The sequence below is a fragment of the Exiguobacterium chiriqhucha RW-2 genome (genome assembly GCF_000416965.1).
Taxonomy (GTDB): Bacteria; Bacillota; Bacilli; order Exiguobacteriales; family Exiguobacteriaceae; genus Exiguobacterium; species Exiguobacterium chiriqhucha.
Genome location: NZ_ATCL01000012.1, coordinates 68,495 through 91,102, shown reverse-complemented (window position 1 = coordinate 91,102; position 22,608 = coordinate 68,495). Strand labels below are relative to the sequence as shown.

The following is a 22,608-nucleotide window of genomic DNA, read 5'->3' as shown; positions in this document are numbered from 1 at the left end:
CTCCTTTCTTCAGGCGTCGAGTTGCGGTTTCGTATTCGGGTTGTTCAGTTGATAGAGCACATGGACCTTCTGGTCGAGCGTCAGCTCGCGCATCGGGTTCGAGCGGCGGAGCAGTTTATAGAGATGTGTCTTCCGTTCGCGTAGCGTCCGCTCGTCGTCGGCATAAAAAAAGAGGAGATAATCGCGATTGGTGCGATGCTCCTCGAGGTATTCGAGCTCCTGCTTCTTCTTGAATAAAAAGGGCAGGTAGGCCGGTGTCTGATTTTGTCGAATCTGTCGTTCGATGCTGATCTTCTGCCGTTCGAGACTGAGTGGCGTGTTCAGTGGAACGACTTTGAGCGGATGCGTGTACGCCTGCAGAAGATAGGCGAGGGAGAACACGTCATGGTCCTTTTCCTCCTCGTTCAAAGAATAGATGTCTTTCGAGGTGAGTTGGATCATGTCGAGATACGTCCCATCCCGCATCTCGAATGCATCATTCTCGGTGATGTCGACGATTGGTATCAATTCGGCGACCGTCGGCTTGACGACGACCTTGTCTTTGACCTTCCGTTTCTCGACCACGTCCTGTTCGTCGAGCCAGGTGCCTGTGCGTCTCGGTTCTTGTAGCGACTCCTCGATAAAAGCCATCTCAATCACGTCCTTTCGTGTGCGCGTCGAGCGCGAGATAGGTGTCTTTCCGTTTGATAAGCGCGTAGTAGAGTGCATGGACCATCCGCTTCTGCGGGTTCGTCGCCGGCCGGAGTACCATGAACAGCCCGAAGACGATGAGGAAGACCGTGAACGGGATGTGGAGCACGGACGGGATGAACGGGAGCGTCACGAGCCGGAGCACGATGAGCCCGACGAGGAACAGGAAATCATGCAGATAGAGCATCTTATTGATTTTCAGTTCGGTCGTGACCTCGTTTGGGATCCGGTATTTGCGCATGGGTCATCACTCCTTCTTCTTAGTTTGGTCAGGTCGCGGTGGCGAGGTCGGATAGATCCGTCGCGTTTCTTCATGATTCTGTGTATGACGGTGTATCTGATTCTTACGCACCTGTTCGATGACCTCGGTCTCGACGTCGATCATGGTATCCTGATGGATGGTCCGTCGGGCGCGTCCTTGGCGTTTCTCTTTTGCCGAATCACTCGAATCCGTCGCAGAGGACGAAGACGAGGATGAGTCGCTTGAATGTGATGCCTCATGAGGTATCGCTGACGTCGCGTCGTTTCGGGCTACCGATTCATTGTGACGATGGCCTGATCCGGATGTGGTATCGATGGACCGAGTGACCGGTTCAAGAGTCGATGAGGCAGGGCTTGAAGAATGACCAGAACTGGAATAATCGTGAATCGATTCCGGTCTTGGTGTCTCCGATGACGTTGTTTGATGGTCGGGCCTACGTTCGGTATTTGATTCAGGGTTCGTCGCATGGATCGATTCGGGAGACGGGCGGCTCGACGCTTCGTTCACGTGTGGAGATCCGTGCACTTCAAGCTCAGATTCTTGACCGTTGTTTGGTTGCGCAACGTTCTTCGGATTTGTCGGATTCTCTTGGTCGGCCTGCGTGCGACTGGCGGTTTGATTTTTCTGAGCAACACCATCTGGATCGATTTGTCTCTCAATATCCGCTCTTTGTGAATCTTGGGTCGCTACATTAAGCGGTGATCCTTTCTGAAGCACTGCGTTTGAATCTATCCGTGTCGTCGCGGCTTCATGGAGCGATGGCATCTTCTGTGCGCCCTGTGTTTCACGCGCGACCTTCGAGACCGCGTGGGCACCTGCCGAGGTCACGCCTTTCCCAGCGGCATAGGCGCCGAGGGCGACACCCCAGCCCCGTTTGAGCCCCGCATCGATTCCGAATAGCCGCTCGACCATGTTCGGCCCATCAATCAAGGCGACCGAGAAGGCGATGAGGGCGATCAGGTAGGCGAACCCGTCCAACGTCTCTGCGAGATAGGCGGTCCCGATCGTGTACAATTTGATGGAGACGAAGATCAGAATGATCACGAGGAACGTGTTCAAAATGCTCTGGATGACTTTCTTTGTTTTTTGGCCACTATGGAGATCAGCTGGTGCGACAAGGATCGCCAGGACATAGTTGAAGGCGAGCTCGAACGAGAGCCGCGCCAGTTTATAAGCAATGGAAAATAGAGTGAAGCCCATGATCCCGAGCGTCACGAAGATGGTCAACCAGTTCGGCTGATAGCGGTAGTAATACTGGTTGTTCCACTCAACGCCACCTTGGTCGAGTTTACCGAGACTTGTCTCTTTTCCGTTCCATAGAATGTAGGACTCGGCCAATTTGTTTCCGGTTGCCGATAAATCATAGTTGTTCTTGTCGAAAATCTCATTGATTCGGATATTATCAATCAATTCAGTCGGAATGGCATTTAATGATTCTCCTGTAGCAGCATCAAAATTTTTCGAATCGTGCTCAATCAAATCATGTACATTCCGTTTTAAGATATTCTCAGATAATGAGGCTCCCCCGTCATAAAGCGAATCTGCCCCGATTTCTGCGATTGCTTCATCAGAGAACTCCTGAATTTGGCTCATAGTTGGTGAAAGTAAACCTAAGATTAATAGTGTGATGAACAGGTTGATCAAAAAACTCTCACGTTCAAATTTCTTTTGAAAAATCAACAAGTACCCAGTGAACAAGAAGCTTCCTGCTAAAAGAACATACAAAAAAGGTTGAATCGTAAGAACGAATTCAACCACTTGGTCATTATTGAAAAATGTATTGGTTAATAGGATTTGATCCGTGATTGATTCCAGGCCGTCAATCAAGACTGATAGTCCTCTGACAAGAATCCATCCCATTAAGCGCAGTGCGTCATTGACCATACTACTTATTTGGAGTACGTCTTCGTATTCCTGTAATTTGGTGATTAAATCGGAATCAGCCATTGAAAGACCCCCAATCTACTGAGTCCTAGTAAAGAAGTCCGCTAACTGTTGTTCGTAATTGTCCGCCGTCAACATTCCAACATTGATTTCATCTGTGACGTTTCCATCTTGAATGGAGTATAGAACGGCACCTTTTAGTTCGTCAGTGTATTCAAAGTTACCACGATCGACAAGTTCCTCGCCATCTGGCTGAAACGTATTATAGAGTGTGACTTGTTGGTTCTCTTCGTTCGCTACCTCTTTTACGAATTCAACAAACTCTTCAAATTCACCATCTTCTTCTTTTACAATCAGCAAATAATCATCCTCTTCGGCTGTCATGACCTTCTCAATGTGTTCAATATCACGTTGAACCAAAGACTCATTGGAATTTGAGCAAGCTCCAAGTAAAAACAAGCTGATTCCTAAAGTACCCGCAAGTAGTTTCCTCATAACGTTTACCCCTCCGTCAGACGATTTTCCCCTTCAATAGATCCGCGACTTTTAAATTGACGCGGAAGTCGAACTTATCTATTAGTGTAACAGTTTTTGGGGTGTCTGAGGTGTCGTCCTGATAGACGGTCAGAAAGCCATCTGTCGTCTGGATATTGAGCACGTCGCCCCGTTCGAGGCGGACGCGCTGCGTCTCGATGATCCTTGCGACGACACGTAATTCATTCTGGATTCGCTTCTCTCTCGCACTCTCGGCCATGGGTTCGGCCTCCTCTCTACGGTGTGCCTCGCTTCAGTTTCTCGAGTCGTTTCGCGATCATCGTGCTCAAAAAGCTCTTCTGGCTGTCGGTGACGTCGTAAACTCCTAGGTTTAGGTTCGTCTCGAACTCAGGGAGAGACATTCCACCGATGTCATATCCTTCAAACATCGAGCGAAGTATGCTGTCCTGAAGCACGTCACGTAACGTCAATGACTTGTCTTCTTGATTCGATGGCGCGTTGGTATCCGTCTCGTCTTCCTTCTTCGCGAAACGGACGCGGATCTGTTCAAAGTCGAGACCGGCGTGACGGCAGGGGATGTCGATGTCATGCAGGGATTGGTCGGTGTCAAAGTCGTCCGCCAAGTACTCGTAGCGGTACTTCATCGCCGTCCTGCCGCTCAGGAAGATCGGATACGACTGGATACGCCGTTTCTTCGTGTCCTGACGCTTGATGACACGGACGATGAGCATTTCTCCCTCTTTGAGCCCCATGACCTCGGTCGCCGTCATGAGCCGGCGGCCGTCCACGTTCTCCGTCTTTGATTTCTTGAGCGAGAACGTCTGCCCAGACCGGGATTTTGTGACGATTGTCGCCTCACCGAGCTTCTTCGAGATCAGTTCGGCGGTCGACTCGTCCGCGGTCAACAGATAGTGCGTATTCCCACAGTTGCCGTCGATCGTCTTCCAATCCTCTCCATACAGGTTCTCGAGCTGAGAGTAGGCCTGGATGACGAGGTTGAAGCGCATGTTGCGCCCGAGACAGACCGTGATGATGTTGGCCATGCCCTCGATCGGCGGTATGTTCCCGAACTCATCGAGGAGGAAGACGACCTGACGCTCGCATTTGCCTTGTTTCGTCTGTGAGGCGACCCGGGCGAGTGCCGTGTACACCTGTTTGATATAGAGCGACGCGATGACATTGAATGTCGGGTCATAGTCTGGGACGATGAGGAACACTGCCACGGGACGCCTCTGGTGCATCACCTCGCGAATCTGGATGGCACCGTCGATGGAGTAGTGGAACCGCCCACTTTCCGCATCGTGCGCGTTCAACTGAATCGTCGCAGTGCTTGAGTCGGTCGAGATTTGAACGACATCCCCAATTTGGAGTGGTGACGTGTGATAGACGATAAAGCTGCCATCGTCATCGGTCGTGAGCGCATGGGTCGTCCCATCGGGGAATCTGATTGTGAGCCGGGTCAGTGGTTCTGCCCGTCCGCTAACCCAACGGTTGAATCCGATGCGTCGCATGTCGAGCGAGTTCATCGATGTCAGCTTCCCAGTCCCGTTCAAGGTAAAAATCCCGAGCTTCGCATTCGTATTGGCCAAGATACTTGCCCGTGTCTGTCCACCCGAGAAGTGGAGCGTCGCGAACTGGAGTCGGGCCGGGTGATTCTCCGGAAATTGCTGAAAGAACTTATCGAGCGCGGAGATTTCCTGACCTTGTCGCGTGACCACCGTCCGGGAACCGAGGTCCGAGAGCATGAGGGCGACGTTGTACATGTTGATTTTCTCCGGCGTGTCTTTCGCCTCCTCGCAGAGCCCGAGGATGAGCGCCGTACACAGGTCGATTGACGAGTTGGCCCAGAACGGGTCTCGTGCCTTCGGGTCATGGTACAACATGAACGCGACCGAACGCGCATACTGTTGGGCGAGCGAGTAGTTCTCCTCGAGGAACGCGTCGATCGTCAGCTGCAACAGGTTGTATGACATCGATTGGAGCGGGTTCATCAGGTTCAACACCTCGACCTGATAACCGCGCTGTTCGAGCGTCTCCTTCGAGGCGGCGAAGAGCTCGCCTTTCGGATCGTTGATGATCAGGCTCGCCTGGTCACGCGCCCGACTGTACAGGTCGATCGTTGAGAAGACGAATGTTTCGCCTTTCCCGGACCGTGTCGTCCCGATGACGAGGTTGTTGACGGGCGAGTCATCGATGAACAGCTTGTTCTTGACCCGTCCGACGGGGACACCGCCCAATCCGTCATACCGTTTCTTCCGGTCGGGTACGCGACGGTACTGTTGCTTCAATTCATCGAACGAGGTGAAGCGGGCGCTTCCTTTCTGATCCTTCCGCAGATCCCGGAAGTTCAGCCATACCTTGCCGAACAAGACAAGTCCGATGATCAGACTGAACACGATCAGTCCGAGCAAGACGGTCGAAGAGGGAAGACTCACTTCCAAGAACAAAGAGGGTGAGAGCGTCGGAATCGTCGCTCCGGCCAAAAGCCCGTCTTTTAGAATCGGGGTCATGATTTGTCGAATGATGTTGTAGACCCCGTTCAGCAGGTAAAAGATCCCGGCCGGCACTACCAACAGGCAGAACAGGGCGGGGAAAACTAGACGTATTGGTAATCGTGGTGAGAGAGACTGAGTTCTCAATTATTTCACCTACCTTAATCTGAATAAAGAATTGTATCTAGGTTAACTTCTTCTGCAGCGATAGCGGCTTGAATCTTCTCATGAGCCGAAGTGTCCTTGCCAGAGGTCTTCTTCAGTTTCTCGTTCAATTGGTCGATGGTGGCCGTGATGCCTTGATACTCGTCGATTTTTTCTTGTACGGCAGGGTTGCTTGTCTTGGACGCCCACTCATTCGCGGACTCGATATCCTTGCGAAGGAGATAGGCGGTCACTTTCGCAGAGATGCGGGGAGCAGTCCATTCTACATTTTCCGTCTTGGCCATAGTTTCATGGTCTCGTTCGAGTACGGCGATATCGAACGCACCCTCATCGGTCGGATATGACGCTTGAAAGTCTTGGAGCCGTTCCAATTTCTCCTTATTGGGTAGATCGAGCCCGGCCAACTTCGTCTCGATCAGGATCGGGTCATTCGTGAGCTCGAGCGCTTTCTGGTCTGCGCCTTCCGCGAGATAGAGGTCGACCAATAGGGCATTCTCTTCCTCGGACCGGTCTTTCCGCTCTAGCAGTTGGATAAGTGATGATTCTTCACCTTGGAGCGCTTGTTCATAAGCATCTAGCCACGTCTGTTCGACACCGGTCACCTGTTCGGCATACGCTTCCTTGTCGATGAACCATTGCGCGGCAGTGAACAGGGAGGTGAATAAGATTCCGGTCGTGGCCGCCCCGTAGATGAGACGGCGCTGCAGTCGGGTCAGGCGTGACTGATAGGTCGATGACACGACCAGGTTTGATTTGGCGGACGGACGCTTGTAGTCTTCCGGTGTCTCGGACTCGATCTCGTCGAGCAACCACATCTTCTTCGCGTTATCTTCCTTCTTCGTCCGGATCCGGTGTATCCGATCATGCACTTGATGGTACAGGTTCGGATAGGTTCCTCCAGTCCCGAACGTGAACGTCCCACGATAGAGCAGTTCATCTTTCTGGTCGAAGAGCCGGAAATCACCGGAACAGCTTGTCCCTTCCTCGCTACATGCCTGATGCAGGTCATGGGTCGCGATGACCGCCTCGACGAAAGTGAGCCGTTCATAGTTCTGGACACGTGTGTCCGGCACGTCGGTGAATCGTACAAACAGCATCTCGTTCCTCCTCTCGTTTCAAGCAACAAAAAAAACCTTCCAATTGGAACGCTGCGCGAATGTGCATTAGAATTTGATATTCTGGTCGACCATCTCGGCGAGCGTGAACGCACCCATGACGATGATCAGACCGACGGCGCCCCCGACAAGCCAGCCGACGGCCTTTGAGCGGCCGCGATCCCCGCCGAAGATGAAGTAGAAGCCCCCGATCGCGAAGGCGATGGCTGCGGCGATGACGGCAAGTCCTTGGAAGAACTGAAGCAAGCTGAGCCCTGTCTCATTGAGTCCCATGTCATTCCCTCCTTAATCCTGGTGCGCCGGCGACTTGAAGCTGAGCTTCGCCTCGAGCGCCTCCAAAATGAGTTCCTGGTTGTCCTGGATGACCTGTTGATGCTGTTCGTCGAGCCACTCCTCATAGTCCTTCCCACGGATGCGTAAGAGTTTCTCGGCGAAGCTGCGGTTCTGTTTCTGTTCCTTTGATGCCACAGTACACACTTCCTTCCCTTGGTCTCTTGATGTGCAGCAACACATCATTAAGGACAGTCGGATTCGGTGTGGTGGGTTTCTAGCCGTTTCCCCACGAACTCCGCTCCTCATAGATCTAAGGAGCTGTACAGGGTTTTTCGATGACCCGGAACGATGCGGTGACCTTGTGGCGAGTTTTAGGCGACTCTCGCCAAACCATCTGTGCGTAGATCCCGCTCACCCGGTCACTGGTGAGGGACACGCCGGTATGTGATTGGAGTAGACCATCCTTAAGGATGTGCTGCTGCGCCAGTGTCGTCTATTGTCGAACGTTTTTCCGTTTCTTGACGTGGATGAGCTCGTCGTCCGGGTTCTTCCGTTTGGCGAGCACGTGGGCGTCACTAACGACGGTACGGATCCGGTAATAAAGTTGCGTCAGTTCGACTGCCTCTCCGCTTCCTTTCTCGATGCCGATGAAACCATGCAGCTCATAGGTCTTTCCATCGAACGTGCGGACCGAGTCGGCCTGCGGCAGTTCCTTCAGGTCGAAGCGACGGCGCTCGAGCTTCGTGACGGACCGTTTTGCACCATATCCGAAGTCGATGACGTCCCACGGGACCGTCGCGAGCGTGTGGCCGAACGCACGAGCCAGATGATCGATGTCCGCAATCGAGGGCACCGAGCGATTCTGTTCGTATTGACTGATGGCGGGCTGTGAAATCTCTCCGAATGTCTTCTCCGATAGTTCGATCTGTGACCAGCCCGAGAGCCGGCGGTTCTCCTTCAACCACTCCCCGAATCGATACATAAGGCTTCCCCTTTCTGTTACACCACAGCGGCGACCAAACAGATGTTTCCTTTTGTTGCTTAGAATATAACAGGAAAAATCTATTTAGTCATCAGTTTTCTGATATGTCAGAAATTTATAATTTGCCGATTCTTGTCGAAATTGCCTTATAAAGAGGATAGTTAACAGCAGAAACTCAATATTTATTTGCCTAAAATGGGTTAAGTTAGTGTAGAAAAGCTTTTAGAATAATTATGAGCCTATATTTTGATGTCGAGATAGTATGATAAGGTAAAGGAAGAAAAATGTAGTTAAAGAATATAATGAATAGGTAATTTGATTGTGGGGTGAGCGAGTGGAGTTGAACGAGGCAATTATCGAGCGGATGAAAGAATTGGCAGCAGAACATGGCATGACCATCCATCAGGTCATTCAAAAAGGCGGTTTAAATCAGACTACAATATCAGAGTTAATGAGTGGGCGGACAAAACATCCAAAAGTCAGCACGATTCAAAAATTTTGTGACGGTTTAAATATGTCTCTAAGTGTTTTTTTTGAAGATGACAAGTTCAAGTAAGAAGATAGCCTACGTAATGATCGCATCCAACCTGAATTTGATATTAACATTCAACTAATTTAAAATTAAGTACTTTTCTTAAATCAGGATGCTTAAAATGACGAGTTTAGTCGCAGGGAAACACCTCTATTAGGTGAACAAGGAAAGATTGAGTCCAGGAAGCAGCCGTAAACATTGAGATTCATATGACAAGAGTCGGATACGCTATATATATATCGTGACAAAACGACTTTTGCTTGCTCCGTAGCTGATTCACTTGTTGGCCGAAGAGACTTTACATAGCTTTTCTCATTTTTATGGCAGGTAGAGCGCCTCAAATTCTTTGAACACAAAAACGAACCAAGTTTCGATTTTCACTTTGGTTCGTCAACAGCCTGAGTCGAACGGTTACCGTTCGGCCTTTTTTATTAAATTTAACGTCTAGTGAAATTAAGGAGATATATTCAGGTTCTATCTCTCTACAGAAGTTATTTGATCCACGGACCAACCCCATGTATTTTTCTTTTTATTAAACCTCATTTTTTTTACAAATTCGATTCGGTCGTAACCTTCTAACTCATGCTTATCTACTAAGATTGGAGAAATGAACACATCATTGACAAAAGCAAATGCGTTCTCATCATTTTTTTCTACATACCCAACCTCAGATTGAATGAAGTTCGAACGAAAGTCCGCGTCACCTTGCATTACTGCATGTACAGAATAAAAGTTCGGTCTACTGTGATGTTTGAATAGTTTTACCTTAAATACTCCCTCACGTTTCCAATCATGATTCCCTTCGATTGAGTCACTGTGGAAGTAACCGCTTCTCACAGATTTGTTGTTCAACAGGAAGTTAAAATTGACAATACTTTTTTCTTCGTTGACAGAAGTGATAAATATATCAGTAAACGGGAGTGTTCGATAAAGAATGTCTTTCGCTTTTTGCGCATACTCAGCTAGTTGATCTCTTGTGTCAACACTCTCCGTTTCGCTGTACCAATTCTCTTGTTTCCAACTTTCTAGTTTTGATGAGACGTTCTTCCGGTTTGCTTGTTGAGATTTAATTAATACATCTAGCTCTCGCTTGGCATGCGAATACATCTCCCGTTGTACCAATAACGGGATGATTTTTTCTTGTAGCCCCACAACCATTTCAGGTTTTGTTTTGCAAAGTAAACCTGCACATAGGCAATTAAACCGATCTTCCTCGTCGACTAGTTCACTGATCAGATTCCACACCCAAAATTCATTACTTTTTGTTCTTCCGAAAGAAGAAATGACGTTTAACGCTTCTTCTTTTCGATTCAATTTTAATAACAATCGTCCTTGGTGATAGGGGAGCCAAACAAACGAAGTATTTGTAGCAATACTTCTCTCCAACACAGACAAAAAAGTATTGACGCGTTGTTCTGTCACTATATGAATATCCATTTTTAATATTCTTTTTGCATAATGGTTTAACACTGATTCCTTTAAAGGTGGTATTTTTTTATCTTCTCCATCTTCAGTCTGAAAATGAGCTTCTCTATCATCACTTGAATCGAACCAATCAAATCCGATAGTATCGGTAAACTTGAGATAGTTATAATCATTTAAATGATTCATCATGTCTTTGATAAGTGAACGGGATGCAGAACGGGCATTCGGATCATATCTTGTTTCAATAAAATTGGAGTCACTTCCATAAAACCTTAAAAACTCGGGAAGTACTTTATCGGCGTATGAATCATCTTTTAAGATGACTCTCCGAATAGACCATAATATAGAGTCAACCAACGTTCTTTTTATATCGTCGGCTTGCCATCTATTCAATGTAATGGTCGCATTATCGTTCAATATTCTGAAATTTTTTAGATATCGATCAATTTCATTCTCAGAGATTTTCAGAAAATCATACATGATCCAACCAAACGTGATCAAAGTATCATCATCATTCGGATTATTGTTTAGGGCAGGCAAAATCTTTATAAATGCCTCTTTAGACTTATTTGCTTTTCTTAGATGTTTGGCTTCTTCGACCGGATCAGGGTCTAGTTTGCCACCATTTAAGCGGACTTTTTCAAATATAGCTCTTAAATCATCAAAAATCTGCTCAATCTCACTATCTTCCTTCTTTAGCTTTAACTGCTTGATAAAATCATTTTGACTAACTTCTCGTTCCGTAAAAGCTAATAACAACTTATATTTCACGAAACGAGTTTTAGTAATTTGATACAAATCATCCTTATAATCTTTCGTCGTATACATTCTATCCCTCCATTACGTTAACACGTATCTCTTTTGAATAAGTTCCACTACCTGTTTATAGACATCTACATCCCCGTCCAAATAATTGAATTTGCTCACCATTCCTTTCCCATTGTAATATGTTTGAACTTCAACATATTCTTGATGATTGTGAAACTGTAAAATCAGTTCCCAATCTTGAGCCTTAATCACACGCAATTGAATGTCGGCGTTCTGAAGATGTTGACTCAGTTCTTCAATGAAAGGTCTCATAACTCCAAGCTCGTTCACTAAATCCTTATCTACAAAGGTTAAAAGTGAAAGTAATTTCTCATATCCTGCCTGACTCCCGGATTTGAACTTCGGACTTCGCATCTCTCTCTTCCCTGTGTAGTTAAAGTGCACTTCGACGTCTTCTGAGTCTACCTCTAAAGTAACCATTTCCAGATATGGCCTTGAGACGATTGTTTTGACTGCACCTACACCAGACAACCGTTCGTTAACATATGTTCTTAAATGGTCCGCTGGCAGGCGTTGATCGTCTACAAAGGAAAAAATATTCTTTGGTCTCTTCTTATAACTTGTAATCTCTGGAGCGTCCGAGAAGTTGATCTTCATGAATGGCGAGATAGGCTTCCAGTTGATTAAGTACACTTTATTCAAAGCTGTCGAGATTCCCGTATAGAGCCATCTAAAATATTCTTTATTTGTCCGTCCTCGATTTTCGTCGTCCGTAATAAAGAACACCTCATTAAATGTATAAACCATGGCTTTGTTTACTGTCATAGCCCATCCAAATTTCACCTTCGCCGCGTTCAAAATTTTGAAATATTCAAACTCGGGATTATTTAATTCTTTTAGGATACGGTGTCGATATGCTTTTTCATAACTGGTCAACTTTCGACTATCCGATGAATCTCGATAGAGTATTTTTCCAGCCCGCTCGATTTTTGCGTATGTTTCAGGGTGTCTAATCATTTCCTCAAACTCAGGACTTTCTGAAAATGGGGACTTTTCTTGTTCGTTTGCTTCTAGTTTTGCCAACACCCTATGGTATGCGATTTGTTCATTCAGCTCGAGCTCATTTTTCTCGGCATTCAAAAAATTCTCTAACACAAGCGTTTCAATCACGACCCCATCCATGAGTCTGATAACACAAGGAACAAAACGTAAAACGATATTTTTGTCGTCCACCATTTCATTTTTTTCTATCTTTTCTGAATGAGAAATTCGTAGCACTTCCCCAAACATACCGTTATGTACCTGTCTGACTTCCGGAAAGGCAAAATGTGAATTTTGTGGATGCTCATCTTGAGATATACCACCATCATCACGTGTTTTTTGTACAGCAAGAGAAGGTGAGTTGAAAATCAGCAAATCTCTTGGTCCAATGTGTGATCCATTTTTGAGAAAGTGTTGTTTAATCCACTGATTAATCTTCCCCGCTTTATTATTCGTATAGACAATTATCTTTTTATCATGCGGATTTTGAAGCGCTGCTTCCATCACTTTTTCCTTATTTTCGACTTCATTTACAGACAGCTCGTTATATGATGATAGACTCAAGCTATTGAACTGGCCTTGTTTAATCTGAGATGAAATTTGATTACAAGTTTTAATAATCTCATTTTCGCTTTTATTATCAGGCAATTCAATGTGAGCTATATTTGAAATAAGATTTCGCTGTTTTAAAAGCGATTGAAGATAATTTGCTTGTAGTGCGTCTTCCATATCTGACCCAAAACTTAGTTTGTTCACATCACCTACAAAAATGATCTTTGTATCTGGGCGCTCTTCTAAATTAATATGATCCAACAAATCATTTAATAGGTGACCGGAACCATATTGAATGTCATCCGAATGAAGCTTGGAATTTGTAATCAACTGACTGTCATCAATGATATATAGGGTCTTGTCTTGAACAGAAATCTCAGCTCCATTCGAATTTTCTTCCCTAGAGAGGGGATGAGACATTTTCAAAGGAATAACTTTTTTATAATTTTCGTCCCTGTCATCCGTACTAAAATCAAATATCGAACTGAATAAAGATTCGACCTCTTCTAGATTCGGATGGCTCTGTAACATCTTTTGTTTCAACCGATTCGAGTAAGCGAAGACTGGGACATGTGTATAATTTGCATCGAATGCCAAGTCGCGTATGTGGGGAATCAACGCCGTCTTTCCACTTTTCGTATTTCCTGTCACGGTCATGATCTTCTGATCAGAACATAAAAAGTCATGTATTTCCTTCATTTGATGCTTATGATCATTCGAGGTTTTCAGTACAGGTTCTGGTATCACCTCGTCTATTGTCTCATTGAAGTGATACGGATTGGCTTGAAATACGATTTGAGTAAACACACGTTTAGCCGAATCTGACAAATAGTTCAAATTTCCGTGACCCATCACATCAAGAGTATCGACGATTTTATTTAGATAATTGCTTGGATCAGCAATCGAGAACCCTAATTGGAATTGGTGTGGGATTTCGCCAATCGTTTCAATTGCATCGTGAAAACATACCATCGTCGAGACTGTACTTTTATCAAACGATTGGATTCTGGACTGTAACTCTTGAATCAATCGAGCACGTTGCCTCTGTAACTGAGCATAAGGGTTGGGAGCACTACCGCCTTTAACGGTAACGTCTTTATTTAGCACCCATCTGCCGTATTTGAAGTCATGAGGAGAGGGGAGATTCAACACGCCTCTATAATTTTTAAAATCGATTACAATCATTTGATTCTGAGTGAGTAATAGACAGTCAATTTGTAATCCATCTTTTGTCACACACTCCGGCATGCCAATCAACACGCCGCTCCAAGATTTACGCTCAAACAATTCAAACAACTCAGCGGAGATTTTTCTAAAAAACTCATTTTCATAGGTTTTGACTGATTTACCTTTTAGAATCTCTAACATGTTTCTTCCTCCTTGACGACATAAAATTGATTTAAGGATGTGCGTGTGTCGAGCGCATTGAGTCAAAGTCATAATTTCTGAGTTGCTGATCCACCAGTATTGGCCAATCCTTGTTATCTGTTCTAATCAATAATTCATCGAACAGAGATTTCGCCTGTTCAATATCTTTTAACAATAGATGCGTCTGTCCTTTACGAAACAAATCATATTCTCTTGTCAGTACTCTTGAAGAGGTCTCACTTAAATCACTTTTTAATACGTATGACAAATACCGTCTTCCTGTCACCGCGTCATTTAGTTTTTGAATGTAGATGTTGCCCAAGTCAAAATACTGATTCATCATTTGATTCGTATACAATTCTAGTCCTAAGTACGGTTCGTCACGTAAACGAGTTTCAATTAAAGCAATGGCTTCATTCTTAAGTAATATGTATTCATCGTATTCTCGGTCTGTCTCGTAATAGCTTTGTGCAATATGTTGAATCAGCGAATAACGGTACTCCCGCTGCGTCGGACAAGTCATCAATTGTTGGTAATGCATCATGTCCCTAAGGACAAAGGCGACAGGAAACTCACGATTCAGCCCGTTAAATAATGATTTCAGCAAACGAAATCTATTCACAAGCGCATAATAGAGGGAGACAACGTCATCTTCCATATCGAGTGCCCACTTCTCTATCACCTCATCGAAATACATGAGCGCCACTTCCGCCATACCATCCTCCCAAGCCTTGATCCCTAGGTCGACAGCTCGGTCAACGTTCGTTTCAAAATCAAGCGGTAGGAGAGGTACACATTCAAGTTGAATGACGTGCCTTTGCTGTTTGTATGTGTTGTCTAGCATTTTGGAACGATTTCGGGTCGCCAACAAGTATTGGATAGCCTGTTTCTCTATCTCGTTTTGATTTCCCTGAGGAAGCGTATCAAGCAAATCCTGTAGCCGCCGGTCACTCGACTGTGCATGTTTTAAGACCTGGGTCTCAAAATTGCTACGCGTCTCTCTCATTTCATTCTCTACCACCAAAATAATCTCTCTGGTAGTTTTCAACTGATCTCACCTCATATATTTTTGCTGTTATGTGATTAGAACGGAGAGTCAAAGAGTTCGTTTCTACCCTTGACTACAAACAAAGATTGGGTAGATACCGCTTTCTGACATACTTTATCAAGTTCGGTGACATCGCCTTCGCTTAATTTGGTTAAGTCCATCTTCCATTCTGTCGTAGGCATTTCATGTCGTTTTAGATTCATATATCTAAACGCTTCTGAATGTTGATCTAATTCCCAATACTTTAGCAAACTCTCTAAGTTTGCGGTCAAATCTTCAAGACATATTGTCAATTCGTAATCTCCGCCAAACGGCATCTCTTTGGCAAATGAAATTAATCCATCAGACTGTTTTCGGGGATCCACTTTCTCAAACTCATATCCTAATGCCGTTAAATGATCATTGTCGTCTGAGTCCATCACCGCGCCAGTTGAAGCAAGTGCATAATAGATTCTAGGAATCAATTCCTGCTCTTTACTTGTTCTTAACTTTGTTAAAATACTTTTCGTCAAATCTAGAGCGGCACTTGGAAGCCCTCCCCATCTATAATAGGCATTTGCAACCGTCTCACCCTGAAACGCGATCTCGATAATTAGCCTTTCAGACATCGATTCTCCTCCTTGATTAATAAGTTATTTGAGCCTTCTAGGCGCAGATAGGACGTACGCCGCATCGTACATAATTTTGTATATATGAGAATAGAGCGCCTCTTCTTTCGGAGAGATTTCACTCCTCTTTATTAATGTGGGCCTCTACCCAGGGAAGAGAAGCGGTTTTTGAAACTATATGTAAATCTTTATTAAACATGTAAATATTATAACAGCATATTTGATAATTAAATATTTTTTGGGATTTTATATAATTTAATTGGGTGAGATGCTAACATATAATCATTGAATAAAATTGTGGAATGAGGTTTTTGAATAGTGTACGAAGATGAAGAAGATTTCTATGATGATGATTTTGACGAAGACTTTGACGAAGATTTCGAACCGGACCCACAAAATTCATTTTCTCTCAAAAATGAAGTCCTTTGTCTGATCGAGGAATACGATATCGCTTATCGAAGTCAAGAGGATACCCAACGATTTTTATCCGAGTGCATCGCCGATATTTGTAATTTCACATATCTTAAAGAGACGGAAATCATACTTAAAATTTATGAGCAGGCCATGACCTACGTATCCCCATTCATAGCGAATAGAATAATAGCAGAGAGCTTCCTGTTCTTGTTCAACCACGAAAAGACGTCATTGACCTCGTATCCCAATCTGGAGGATTGGGAGGAGGAACTTTTGGTCAGCAAATATATCAGCCTGTTGAGGAGTAGCCTGGCTCAAGATTTGTCAAAGCAAATGTCAGCCTCTCATAACGGGAGATACATTCTTGTTATCATCGAAGACCTTTTGTCCTGGATTGAAAAGATAGAGGGACGGAAAAGAGTATATCGATTCAGTTTAGATCGGGGCGCGTCAGTGAGCAGGGAGGACGATGACTGGTCCATGGAGGACATGGAAGAAGCATTGTACTGGATTGCCGCAGGCGAAGGGGAGGTGGATCCGTCCGAAGAGAGGACGACATCTTATTCAGGATTTTACGAGGAATATGAGGAAGTCTCCTTTCACGACGACTATCGAAACAAGCTAAAATTCTCTGCTGGTACACTGAGACTTTACTTCGAGCTCATCATAGACTCTCCAGATATCGAAATCGACTCCAAAGAGCTGGCCCTCACGACCTTCACGAGAAGACTCAATGGTCTCGTGGATAATCTATCTCTTTCAGATGTCATGGTAGCGTTCAGAGACAGGCTGTCCAACGAGAGCACCCAATTGGCGTCTACCTTGTCGCCGGACTCGGACCTTCGATTCATGAATGTTGTCAGAGGCTATGGTCCCGTACAGTTGGCGAGCGAAATAGATGGGCTATATGAGTCATTGTCCCAAAAACATAACCATGAGGCGGCCCTCGGCATGAAAGGCGCCTTGAGCTTAATAGCGGCGGTTCTGTTGGCGGATTATGATGACTCAATCCAAGAATTTGTGATATTCGGGATTGAACAGGTGTTCGAGCAGAACTGGGAGCCTAAGACTTTTGAAGGCTTTATCACGGCCATCGTCCGTGACAGGAGCAGCATATCTATCGACTGTTGGGAAGAGGTATCGATGACCCTCCGACAGAGACACTCTTGGATACGCACTCATAAAATCGCACGATGAAATGAGACCAAACAAAAAATCTAGAGATGTGAGGTGGAAAAATGAGCATATTTGATATGTTCTCTTCCAATAAGGACAACGGGAAAAGTGTCGAGGAACTGATCAGACTGGGATACACTGCTCATCAGAACAAGGAAAAATTTGAGGCCATCAAGTCTCTCGAGGAAGCATTAAAAAAAATCGATGCCCACAGCCCGAAACATATACTTAACGAGCTCTTCAATATAAAGTTGTTCCTAGGGGTGAACCATAAGAGGGCAGGTAACTATCAGAAGGCCTATTCCTACTACCTGGACATCCTGAAGCTCGTTCAGCATCCGGACGACGCCTGCGAGGCGCACAACGCCATGGGAAAAATCAGTTATCTGTCGGGGCGCCGTGATGAGGCCGTCCGTCATTATCTGTCCGCCCTCGAGAATGCAAATGATGAGAACATCAAGATGAATCTCCTGCACCATCTGGGTCATGCGGTCCTTGACCTGGGTGATGCCCGGCACATCCCTGTGGCACTAAAACCGCAGATTGTGGAGTATAGGAAGTCCATCAACGGCGAGGCACACAACTATGACTCGCGACTGGTCCAACCCTATGTGCAACACGGTCTGGAGGCCATCAATTCGAACCGCAGGTGACCTTGAATACATTCATACCAACATTATCATTAAAAGGTGGAAACTTATGTTGCAGACTAATTGTACGAAATGTGACCTCATGCTCGAAGAGGGTTTTAATTTTTGTCCGAAATGCGGACAAAAGATTTTTAGCGAGGATGAGATACCGGGGGATATCCTCACCCACAAGTCGGTGATTCAAAAAACGAGATATGTGATGTGGGCTTTGTTCGTCATCCTCAGCCTTTGGATATGGGGACACGCGACGTTTCTGTTGGAATCATATGACAGGGGAATCCTAGGTTATGAGTCCGAGGGAGTGAGGCAATTCCTGCCCTTCTATATCATGTTTGCGCTTATGTTGACGTTCGCGATTGCCGTTGTTATCACCAAGAGCAGATTGTGGGCAATTCCTGTACTGCTGTCCTTTATCTGTTTCGTCAAATTCGGGTATGGACTCGACAGCTATTATTATGAACAAGCTGCGCTTGACCACTATCAGGGAATCGCTGCCGCTTACTTCATGTTGACAGCTATAGGTCTGTTCGCACCTATGCGGATGGCCTATAACAGGGCCCAGGCCACAAAATCTTCATGAGAAGACCCCCTGAACCGGGTTTAACGGATTCAGGGGGTCTTCTACATTATTTCACCAGCCAATCCTTCAGGAACACGGCCGGTCAAAATAATTTCATTTTTAGGCATTCAAACTAACTTGTGATAATATAAGATTATCACAAGTTAGTTGATTTTATTTTTATTTAATTCCATAAAAGTAATACATTAAAAATTAATATATATGATTAATTACATTAGTAATTTAAACAAAAATACTAATGTAGCACTTATTTTCATTGTGTATTTTGTAAAATGCTGATTTTGAGTTAAAATATATAGCAAAAAGAGGGAGAGGCATGGAGATCGAGAAAAAGCAGCAGGCATTCGAGTTAGCATTACGAGAACTGACCGGGGCTAACCCGAAACTGACAGAAGCGTTAAAGAAGGACCATATCGATCTAAACACGTTGAATGACATCGAGATCATTGAATTGTTTTGGGCGACGGAACTATTTCCAATCTATGCAGACAAGAGCACACACACCCGACGCGCGTATAAACTGGACCTCGAGTTCATCCTTAATTTTGTGATGACGAAGACAGGTGGGTTAAAACACCTTACTGTGCTCGACATCCATCGCTATCTATTCGAGGTGAACGAACAGTATGCCCCACGCACGGTACAGCGGAAGAATCACATGTTAAAACGATTTCTGACCTACCTCCACGTCAACCAGTATCATCTATATAACCTGGCTTTCCACGTTAAGAACCAGCAACGCCCTGAGTTGCTCCGTCGTGAGGTCGATTTCGATGAGATCGAACGGATTGCTGAGTCGTTCCGTCATACCGTCAAACGGGCACAAAAAAAGGAGCTCATGGAGCTCCGGAACGAGACAATCGGTTATTTGTTGTTGACGACAGGCATGCGGGCAGCAGAACTGTTATCAATTAAGTTCACCGACATCAAGCGAAATCAGCACACATCCTATCTCGAAGTAAAAGGGAAACGCGACAAATGGCGCCGCATCCCGCTCACTGAGAAAGCGACGCATCTAGTGAACCGATTGCAGACATTGATGATGATTGAGGAGGTCTCTGCACCTTTCATCGCCTTCAGCACAAAAAAGAAAGGTTATCCAATGACCTATGAGGCCCTTCGCTTGATGACCCATCAAGCGGTTGAGCACGTAGCAACGGAAGGTAGAACCCCACCCCACTGGTTCCGTCGCGCCTATATCACGAAACTCTTAGCTAATGGCAGCCCGTTAATCGGGGTCATGCAACTGGTCGGCCACGAATCGATTAATACAACGAATGGATATTTGCAACTCTTGAATGAATTTTCAAATGTAACGAACACTAACTTACCCTTTGATTAGGTCTAATAAATAGTCTTTATAAAAGTTGTCGATCATGTTAGGAACAAATGATTCGCTATTTACACAAAAAGACGATTGAACCGACAGTAGTCGAAACGATCGTCTTTACTATTTTCCTCGTTCAAAAAGTGAAGAGATTTCCAATGTTCCAAACGGACATTGGTTTATCTATTATTTTAGTGATTCCAAAACACAGTAGTTTCATACCTCGAATTAATAAAATATTTTTCGAATTCAATAGTTGTTTTGTAGGGACCGTTATTATAAATATCCCACATTTTGTTTTCTAATCCCACTACGTCTCCTCCGTGCAAGATTGTAATTAGTTTTGCAGCTTTAGTGTACTCTTCTCTGCCTATTTTTAAGCCTAAACTTTCAACATCGCTAATTTTTATGAGATTCCCCTCATATTCTAACTGATAATCGTGATCACCGTAGGTTCTTGTGATTCTATAATATTGATTATCACTTACTGTTACTTCGTAATTACTTCCGTATACTTTGTTAATTACTTCTAAAGGTTTTAGTGTCTTGTATGTTGTTAAATATTTGGCTTGAATCCAACCTGTACGGTTATTATGTTTAACTTTGAACCAGTTGTTGAATCGTTCAACTGACTCTACTGATGCAAATTCAGGAACCGTGGTAAGAATATTGCTAGTAGTTAATGCACTAGATTGTAAAGGCGCTGATACTTTCACTCTGTATTTTTTAGGAGCAAAGGTCTCTTTGGTATAACGATGCTTCAATTTAGAACTAGCCACCCAACCTGCTTTATTTCCATAACGAATTTGTGACCAGCTTTTATTTACTGCCAAACGTGTCACTTGTTTGTTCGCAGGTACTTTAGTGACTACTTTACCTTTTGTTGATCGTGAGTCATACACAGTCACATTTTGTTTTGCATCATACACTTCAACCTTTTTAATCTCAACCAAAGCACGAGAAGCAACCCAGCCCACTTTGTTATTGTATCGAACTTGAGACCAACTAGAGTAAACTGCTAATCGCTCGACACGTGCTCCATAGGGAATTGAAATAACTCGTTTCGATTTTTTTGTGCTGCGACGATCATAAGCATCCGTTTTAGCATTTGCATACATCGCCTTCGTTTGCACACTCGCTTCAACTGTTGAATTGGTTTCGGAGATTGGTAACAATTTGGGTTCTAATCCACTTAATAGTGTCAAACAAAGAATTCCTGCAGTAATCTTCTTTAAGGTATTCACTTTTCTCACTCCTAATCTATTAATATATGAAATTATATCACGATAAACCAAAATAACCTTTTTATTCAAAAAATATACTTATATAGATTAAAATTTCTTATTTTTAACAAATTTTACACTGGTATTTCCTCAGTTTCTTTAGATTTAGAAAACTTTCGAACTCTTATATGTCATTTTTGTTCCCCAACTTAAGATATTCTGAGACAAAATAAATCAAAATCTAGATTAATAGTGATCGAAATGCTATGTTAATATGTATACTATTTCACAAATCAGTTTTATAAGTACAAATAGCTATAAAAAAAGAAGCTTCAAGAGCTTCTACAGTGAACTATCTAATAAAAAAATTATATTCATTTACATAGTAGTTTCTTAAATCAATCTTCACTTTGTATAGATGTTAAATAATGACTTTTTCTTAGTTTTCTCAATATTTTAGCTTCAATTTGCCGAATTCGTTCACGTGTTACACCCATAATTTTACCCACTTGTTCTAAGGTTTGAGGCTCCTGATTTCCAAGGCCAAATCGGAGCGCAATAATGTCACGCTCTCTTTCGGATAACTTATTTATTTCTTGATGGACGACTGCCGAAATTTCCTGAAGTAAAATGATGTCATCGATAGATTTTATTTCTTTTAAAAAATCACTATCCATCGCTGGAATGAAATCAATTATTTCATCATTCTCATTTTCTACAGTAATTTTTGAATTCAGTGAAACTTCATGTAAGAATCTATATTGAATTTCTTTTAATCTGTAATAACTTTCCTCAGTTATCTCCATTACTTGACATACTTCTTGAATATTAACGTTACTTTTTGCAGCCTCAAATTCTCTTTCGATTCGATTTAATTTATTAATTTTCTCGATAGCATGTACAGGAATTCTAATCATATTACTCTTATCTGCAATTGCTCTCGTAATACTTTGGCGAATCCAGATAAATGCATATGTTGAAAACGAATTGTCTTTACTTAAATCAAATTTTTCAATGGCTTTCATTAATCCGAAATTGCCTTCGTTTATTAAATCCTCAAGGGTCAAACTTTTACTCAAGAATAAATACTTAGCCGCTACACTTTTAACAAGATGCTGATTATTGCGTACTATTTTTTCAAATGTAGTTGCATCTCTTTTCTGATCGTTGTGATAAAGTTCAAGCATTCTTCGATTATCACGAAAATCTCCAGCTTTTTTTAAATGTTCGTCACTATCATAAATAGTGTCAAAAAAAAGATCTAATGTTAACTCTTCTTGTTCCTCTTCATCCTCATCCTCTAATATATCCACTTTCTTCGACTCATCTTTCTTATGAGTTACTTTTTGAATTTCAATTTCATTAAAGCCTGCATCTTTCAAAAATTCAATTAGATCTAAGTCATCAATATTTAAACTATCTCTCCCCAAAAAAGTTACTAGTTTTTGTTTAACGTCTGGTAGATATAGTTTTTCGTTAACATCAAAATTATTAGTAATAAATCGTTTTAAAAATAAGGATTTAATCATGCTACACCT

At 43.7% G+C, this 22,608-nt stretch carries 21 protein-coding genes; 5 read left to right on the top strand and 16 right to left on the bottom strand.

Annotated features, from left to right (window positions below; genetic code table 11):
• Nucleotides 1-9 precede the first annotated feature (9 nt).
• The 10 genes from M467_RS19595 to M467_RS31595 form a co-directional block, all read right to left on the bottom strand.
• Entirely contained in the window at nucleotides 10-630 is a 621-nt protein-coding gene (locus M467_RS19595) for a hypothetical protein (protein ID WP_021065842.1), read from the bottom strand.
• 1 nt (nucleotide 631) lies between these two features.
• The gene (locus tag M467_RS19590; protein ID WP_021065841.1) at nucleotides 632-931 is read right to left on the bottom strand and encodes a DUF5592 family protein; all 300 of its coding nucleotides are present in this window, start codon (nucleotides 929-931) and stop codon (nucleotides 632-634) included.
• 6 nt (nucleotides 932-937) lie between these two features.
• Complete coding sequence (locus M467_RS31395; protein WP_420834470.1) at nucleotides 938-2,899, bottom strand: pLS20_p028 family conjugation system transmembrane protein; 1,962 nt, start codon at nucleotides 2,897-2,899, stop codon at nucleotides 938-940.
• Nucleotides 2,900-2,914: 15 nt separating this feature from the next.
• Complete coding sequence (locus M467_RS19585) at nucleotides 2,915-3,331, bottom strand: hypothetical protein (protein ID WP_021065839.1); 417 nt, start codon at nucleotides 3,329-3,331, stop codon at nucleotides 2,915-2,917.
• A 16-nt stretch (nucleotides 3,332-3,347) separates the two neighbouring features.
• Nucleotides 3,348-3,590, bottom strand: a complete 243-nt coding sequence (locus tag M467_RS19580) for a hypothetical protein (RefSeq protein WP_012390470.1) — start codon at nucleotides 3,588-3,590, stop codon at nucleotides 3,348-3,350.
• 16 nt (nucleotides 3,591-3,606) lie between these two features.
• The gene (locus M467_RS19575) at nucleotides 3,607-5,841 is read right to left on the bottom strand and encodes a VirD4-like conjugal transfer protein, CD1115 family (protein WP_021065838.1); all 2,235 of its coding nucleotides are present in this window, start codon (nucleotides 5,839-5,841) and stop codon (nucleotides 3,607-3,609) included.
• 143 nt (nucleotides 5,842-5,984) lie between these two features.
• Complete coding sequence (locus tag M467_RS19570) at nucleotides 5,985-7,085, bottom strand: hypothetical protein (RefSeq protein WP_021065837.1); 1,101 nt, start codon at nucleotides 7,083-7,085, stop codon at nucleotides 5,985-5,987.
• A 66-nt stretch (nucleotides 7,086-7,151) separates the two neighbouring features.
• A complete protein-coding gene (locus M467_RS19565; RefSeq protein ID WP_012390467.1) occupies nucleotides 7,152-7,376 on the bottom strand; it encodes a hypothetical protein in 225 nt (74 codons plus the stop codon).
• Between the two features lie 12 nt (nucleotides 7,377-7,388).
• Nucleotides 7,389-7,571, bottom strand: coding sequence for a hypothetical protein (locus M467_RS19560; RefSeq protein WP_021065836.1), 183 nt, complete (start codon nucleotides 7,569-7,571; stop codon nucleotides 7,389-7,391).
• 298 nt (nucleotides 7,572-7,869) lie between these two features.
• The gene (locus tag M467_RS31595) at nucleotides 7,870-8,358 is read right to left on the bottom strand and encodes a helix-turn-helix domain-containing protein (RefSeq protein WP_021065835.1); all 489 of its coding nucleotides are present in this window, start codon (nucleotides 8,356-8,358) and stop codon (nucleotides 7,870-7,872) included.
• Between the two features lie 334 nt (nucleotides 8,359-8,692).
• Between M467_RS31595 and M467_RS19555 the strand changes: the two genes are divergently transcribed.
• Entirely contained in the window at nucleotides 8,693-8,914 is a 222-nt protein-coding gene (locus M467_RS19555; RefSeq protein ID WP_021065834.1) for a helix-turn-helix domain-containing protein, read from the top strand.
• A gap of 450 nt (nucleotides 8,915-9,364) precedes the next feature.
• On the opposite strand, the gene M467_RS19550 is transcribed toward M467_RS19555, so the two are convergent.
• The 4 genes from M467_RS19550 to M467_RS19535 are packed head-to-tail and all read right to left on the bottom strand — an operon-like array spanning nucleotide 9,365 to nucleotide 15,700.
• Nucleotides 9,365-11,143: a DUF7017 domain-containing protein gene (locus M467_RS19550; protein WP_021065833.1), complete on the bottom strand. Its 1,779-nt coding sequence runs from the start codon at nucleotides 11,141-11,143 to the stop codon at nucleotides 9,365-9,367.
• Nucleotides 11,144-11,155: 12 nt separating this feature from the next.
• On the bottom strand, nucleotides 11,156-14,044 hold the full coding sequence (locus M467_RS19545; RefSeq protein ID WP_021065832.1) for an NERD domain-containing protein: 2,889 nt from the start codon (nucleotides 14,042-14,044) through the stop codon (nucleotides 11,156-11,158).
• A 31-nt stretch (nucleotides 14,045-14,075) separates the two neighbouring features.
• Complete coding sequence (locus M467_RS19540; RefSeq protein ID WP_021065831.1) at nucleotides 14,076-15,092, bottom strand: hypothetical protein; 1,017 nt, start codon at nucleotides 15,090-15,092, stop codon at nucleotides 14,076-14,078.
• 35 nt (nucleotides 15,093-15,127) lie between these two features.
• Entirely contained in the window at nucleotides 15,128-15,700 is a 573-nt protein-coding gene (locus M467_RS19535; RefSeq protein ID WP_021065830.1) for a hypothetical protein, read from the bottom strand.
• A 318-nt stretch (nucleotides 15,701-16,018) separates the two neighbouring features.
• Here M467_RS19535 and M467_RS19530 point away from each other — a divergent pair, with 318 nt between their 5' ends.
• The 4 genes from M467_RS19530 to M467_RS19515 all read left to right on the top strand — a co-directional run bounded on the left by M467_RS19530 (nucleotide 16,019) and on the right by M467_RS19515 (nucleotide 19,862).
• Nucleotides 16,019-17,311 (top strand): hypothetical protein, encoded by a 1,293-nt coding sequence (locus M467_RS19530; RefSeq protein WP_021065829.1) that lies wholly within the window; start codon nucleotides 16,019-16,021, stop codon nucleotides 17,309-17,311.
• Between the two features lie 41 nt (nucleotides 17,312-17,352).
• Complete coding sequence (locus M467_RS19525; protein WP_021065828.1) at nucleotides 17,353-17,943, top strand: tetratricopeptide repeat protein; 591 nt, start codon at nucleotides 17,353-17,355, stop codon at nucleotides 17,941-17,943.
• A 46-nt stretch (nucleotides 17,944-17,989) separates the two neighbouring features.
• A complete protein-coding gene (locus M467_RS19520) occupies nucleotides 17,990-18,520 on the top strand; it encodes a zinc ribbon domain-containing protein (protein ID WP_021065827.1) in 531 nt (176 codons plus the stop codon).
• Nucleotides 18,521-18,836: 316 nt separating this feature from the next.
• The gene (locus tag M467_RS19515; protein WP_021065826.1) at nucleotides 18,837-19,862 is read left to right on the top strand and encodes a tyrosine-type recombinase/integrase; all 1,026 of its coding nucleotides are present in this window, start codon (nucleotides 18,837-18,839) and stop codon (nucleotides 19,860-19,862) included.
• A 176-nt stretch (nucleotides 19,863-20,038) separates the two neighbouring features.
• Here M467_RS19515 and M467_RS19510 read toward each other — a convergent pair whose 3' ends face one another.
• Together M467_RS19510 and M467_RS19505 are read right to left on the bottom strand one after the other, a co-directional pair.
• A complete protein-coding gene (locus tag M467_RS19510; protein ID WP_021065825.1) occupies nucleotides 20,039-21,091 on the bottom strand; it encodes an SH3 domain-containing protein in 1,053 nt (350 codons plus the stop codon).
• A gap of 377 nt (nucleotides 21,092-21,468) precedes the next feature.
• Nucleotides 21,469-22,599 (bottom strand): sigma-70 family RNA polymerase sigma factor, encoded by a 1,131-nt coding sequence (locus M467_RS19505; protein WP_021065824.1) that lies wholly within the window; start codon nucleotides 22,597-22,599, stop codon nucleotides 21,469-21,471.
• Nucleotides 22,600-22,608 lie beyond the last annotated feature (9 nt).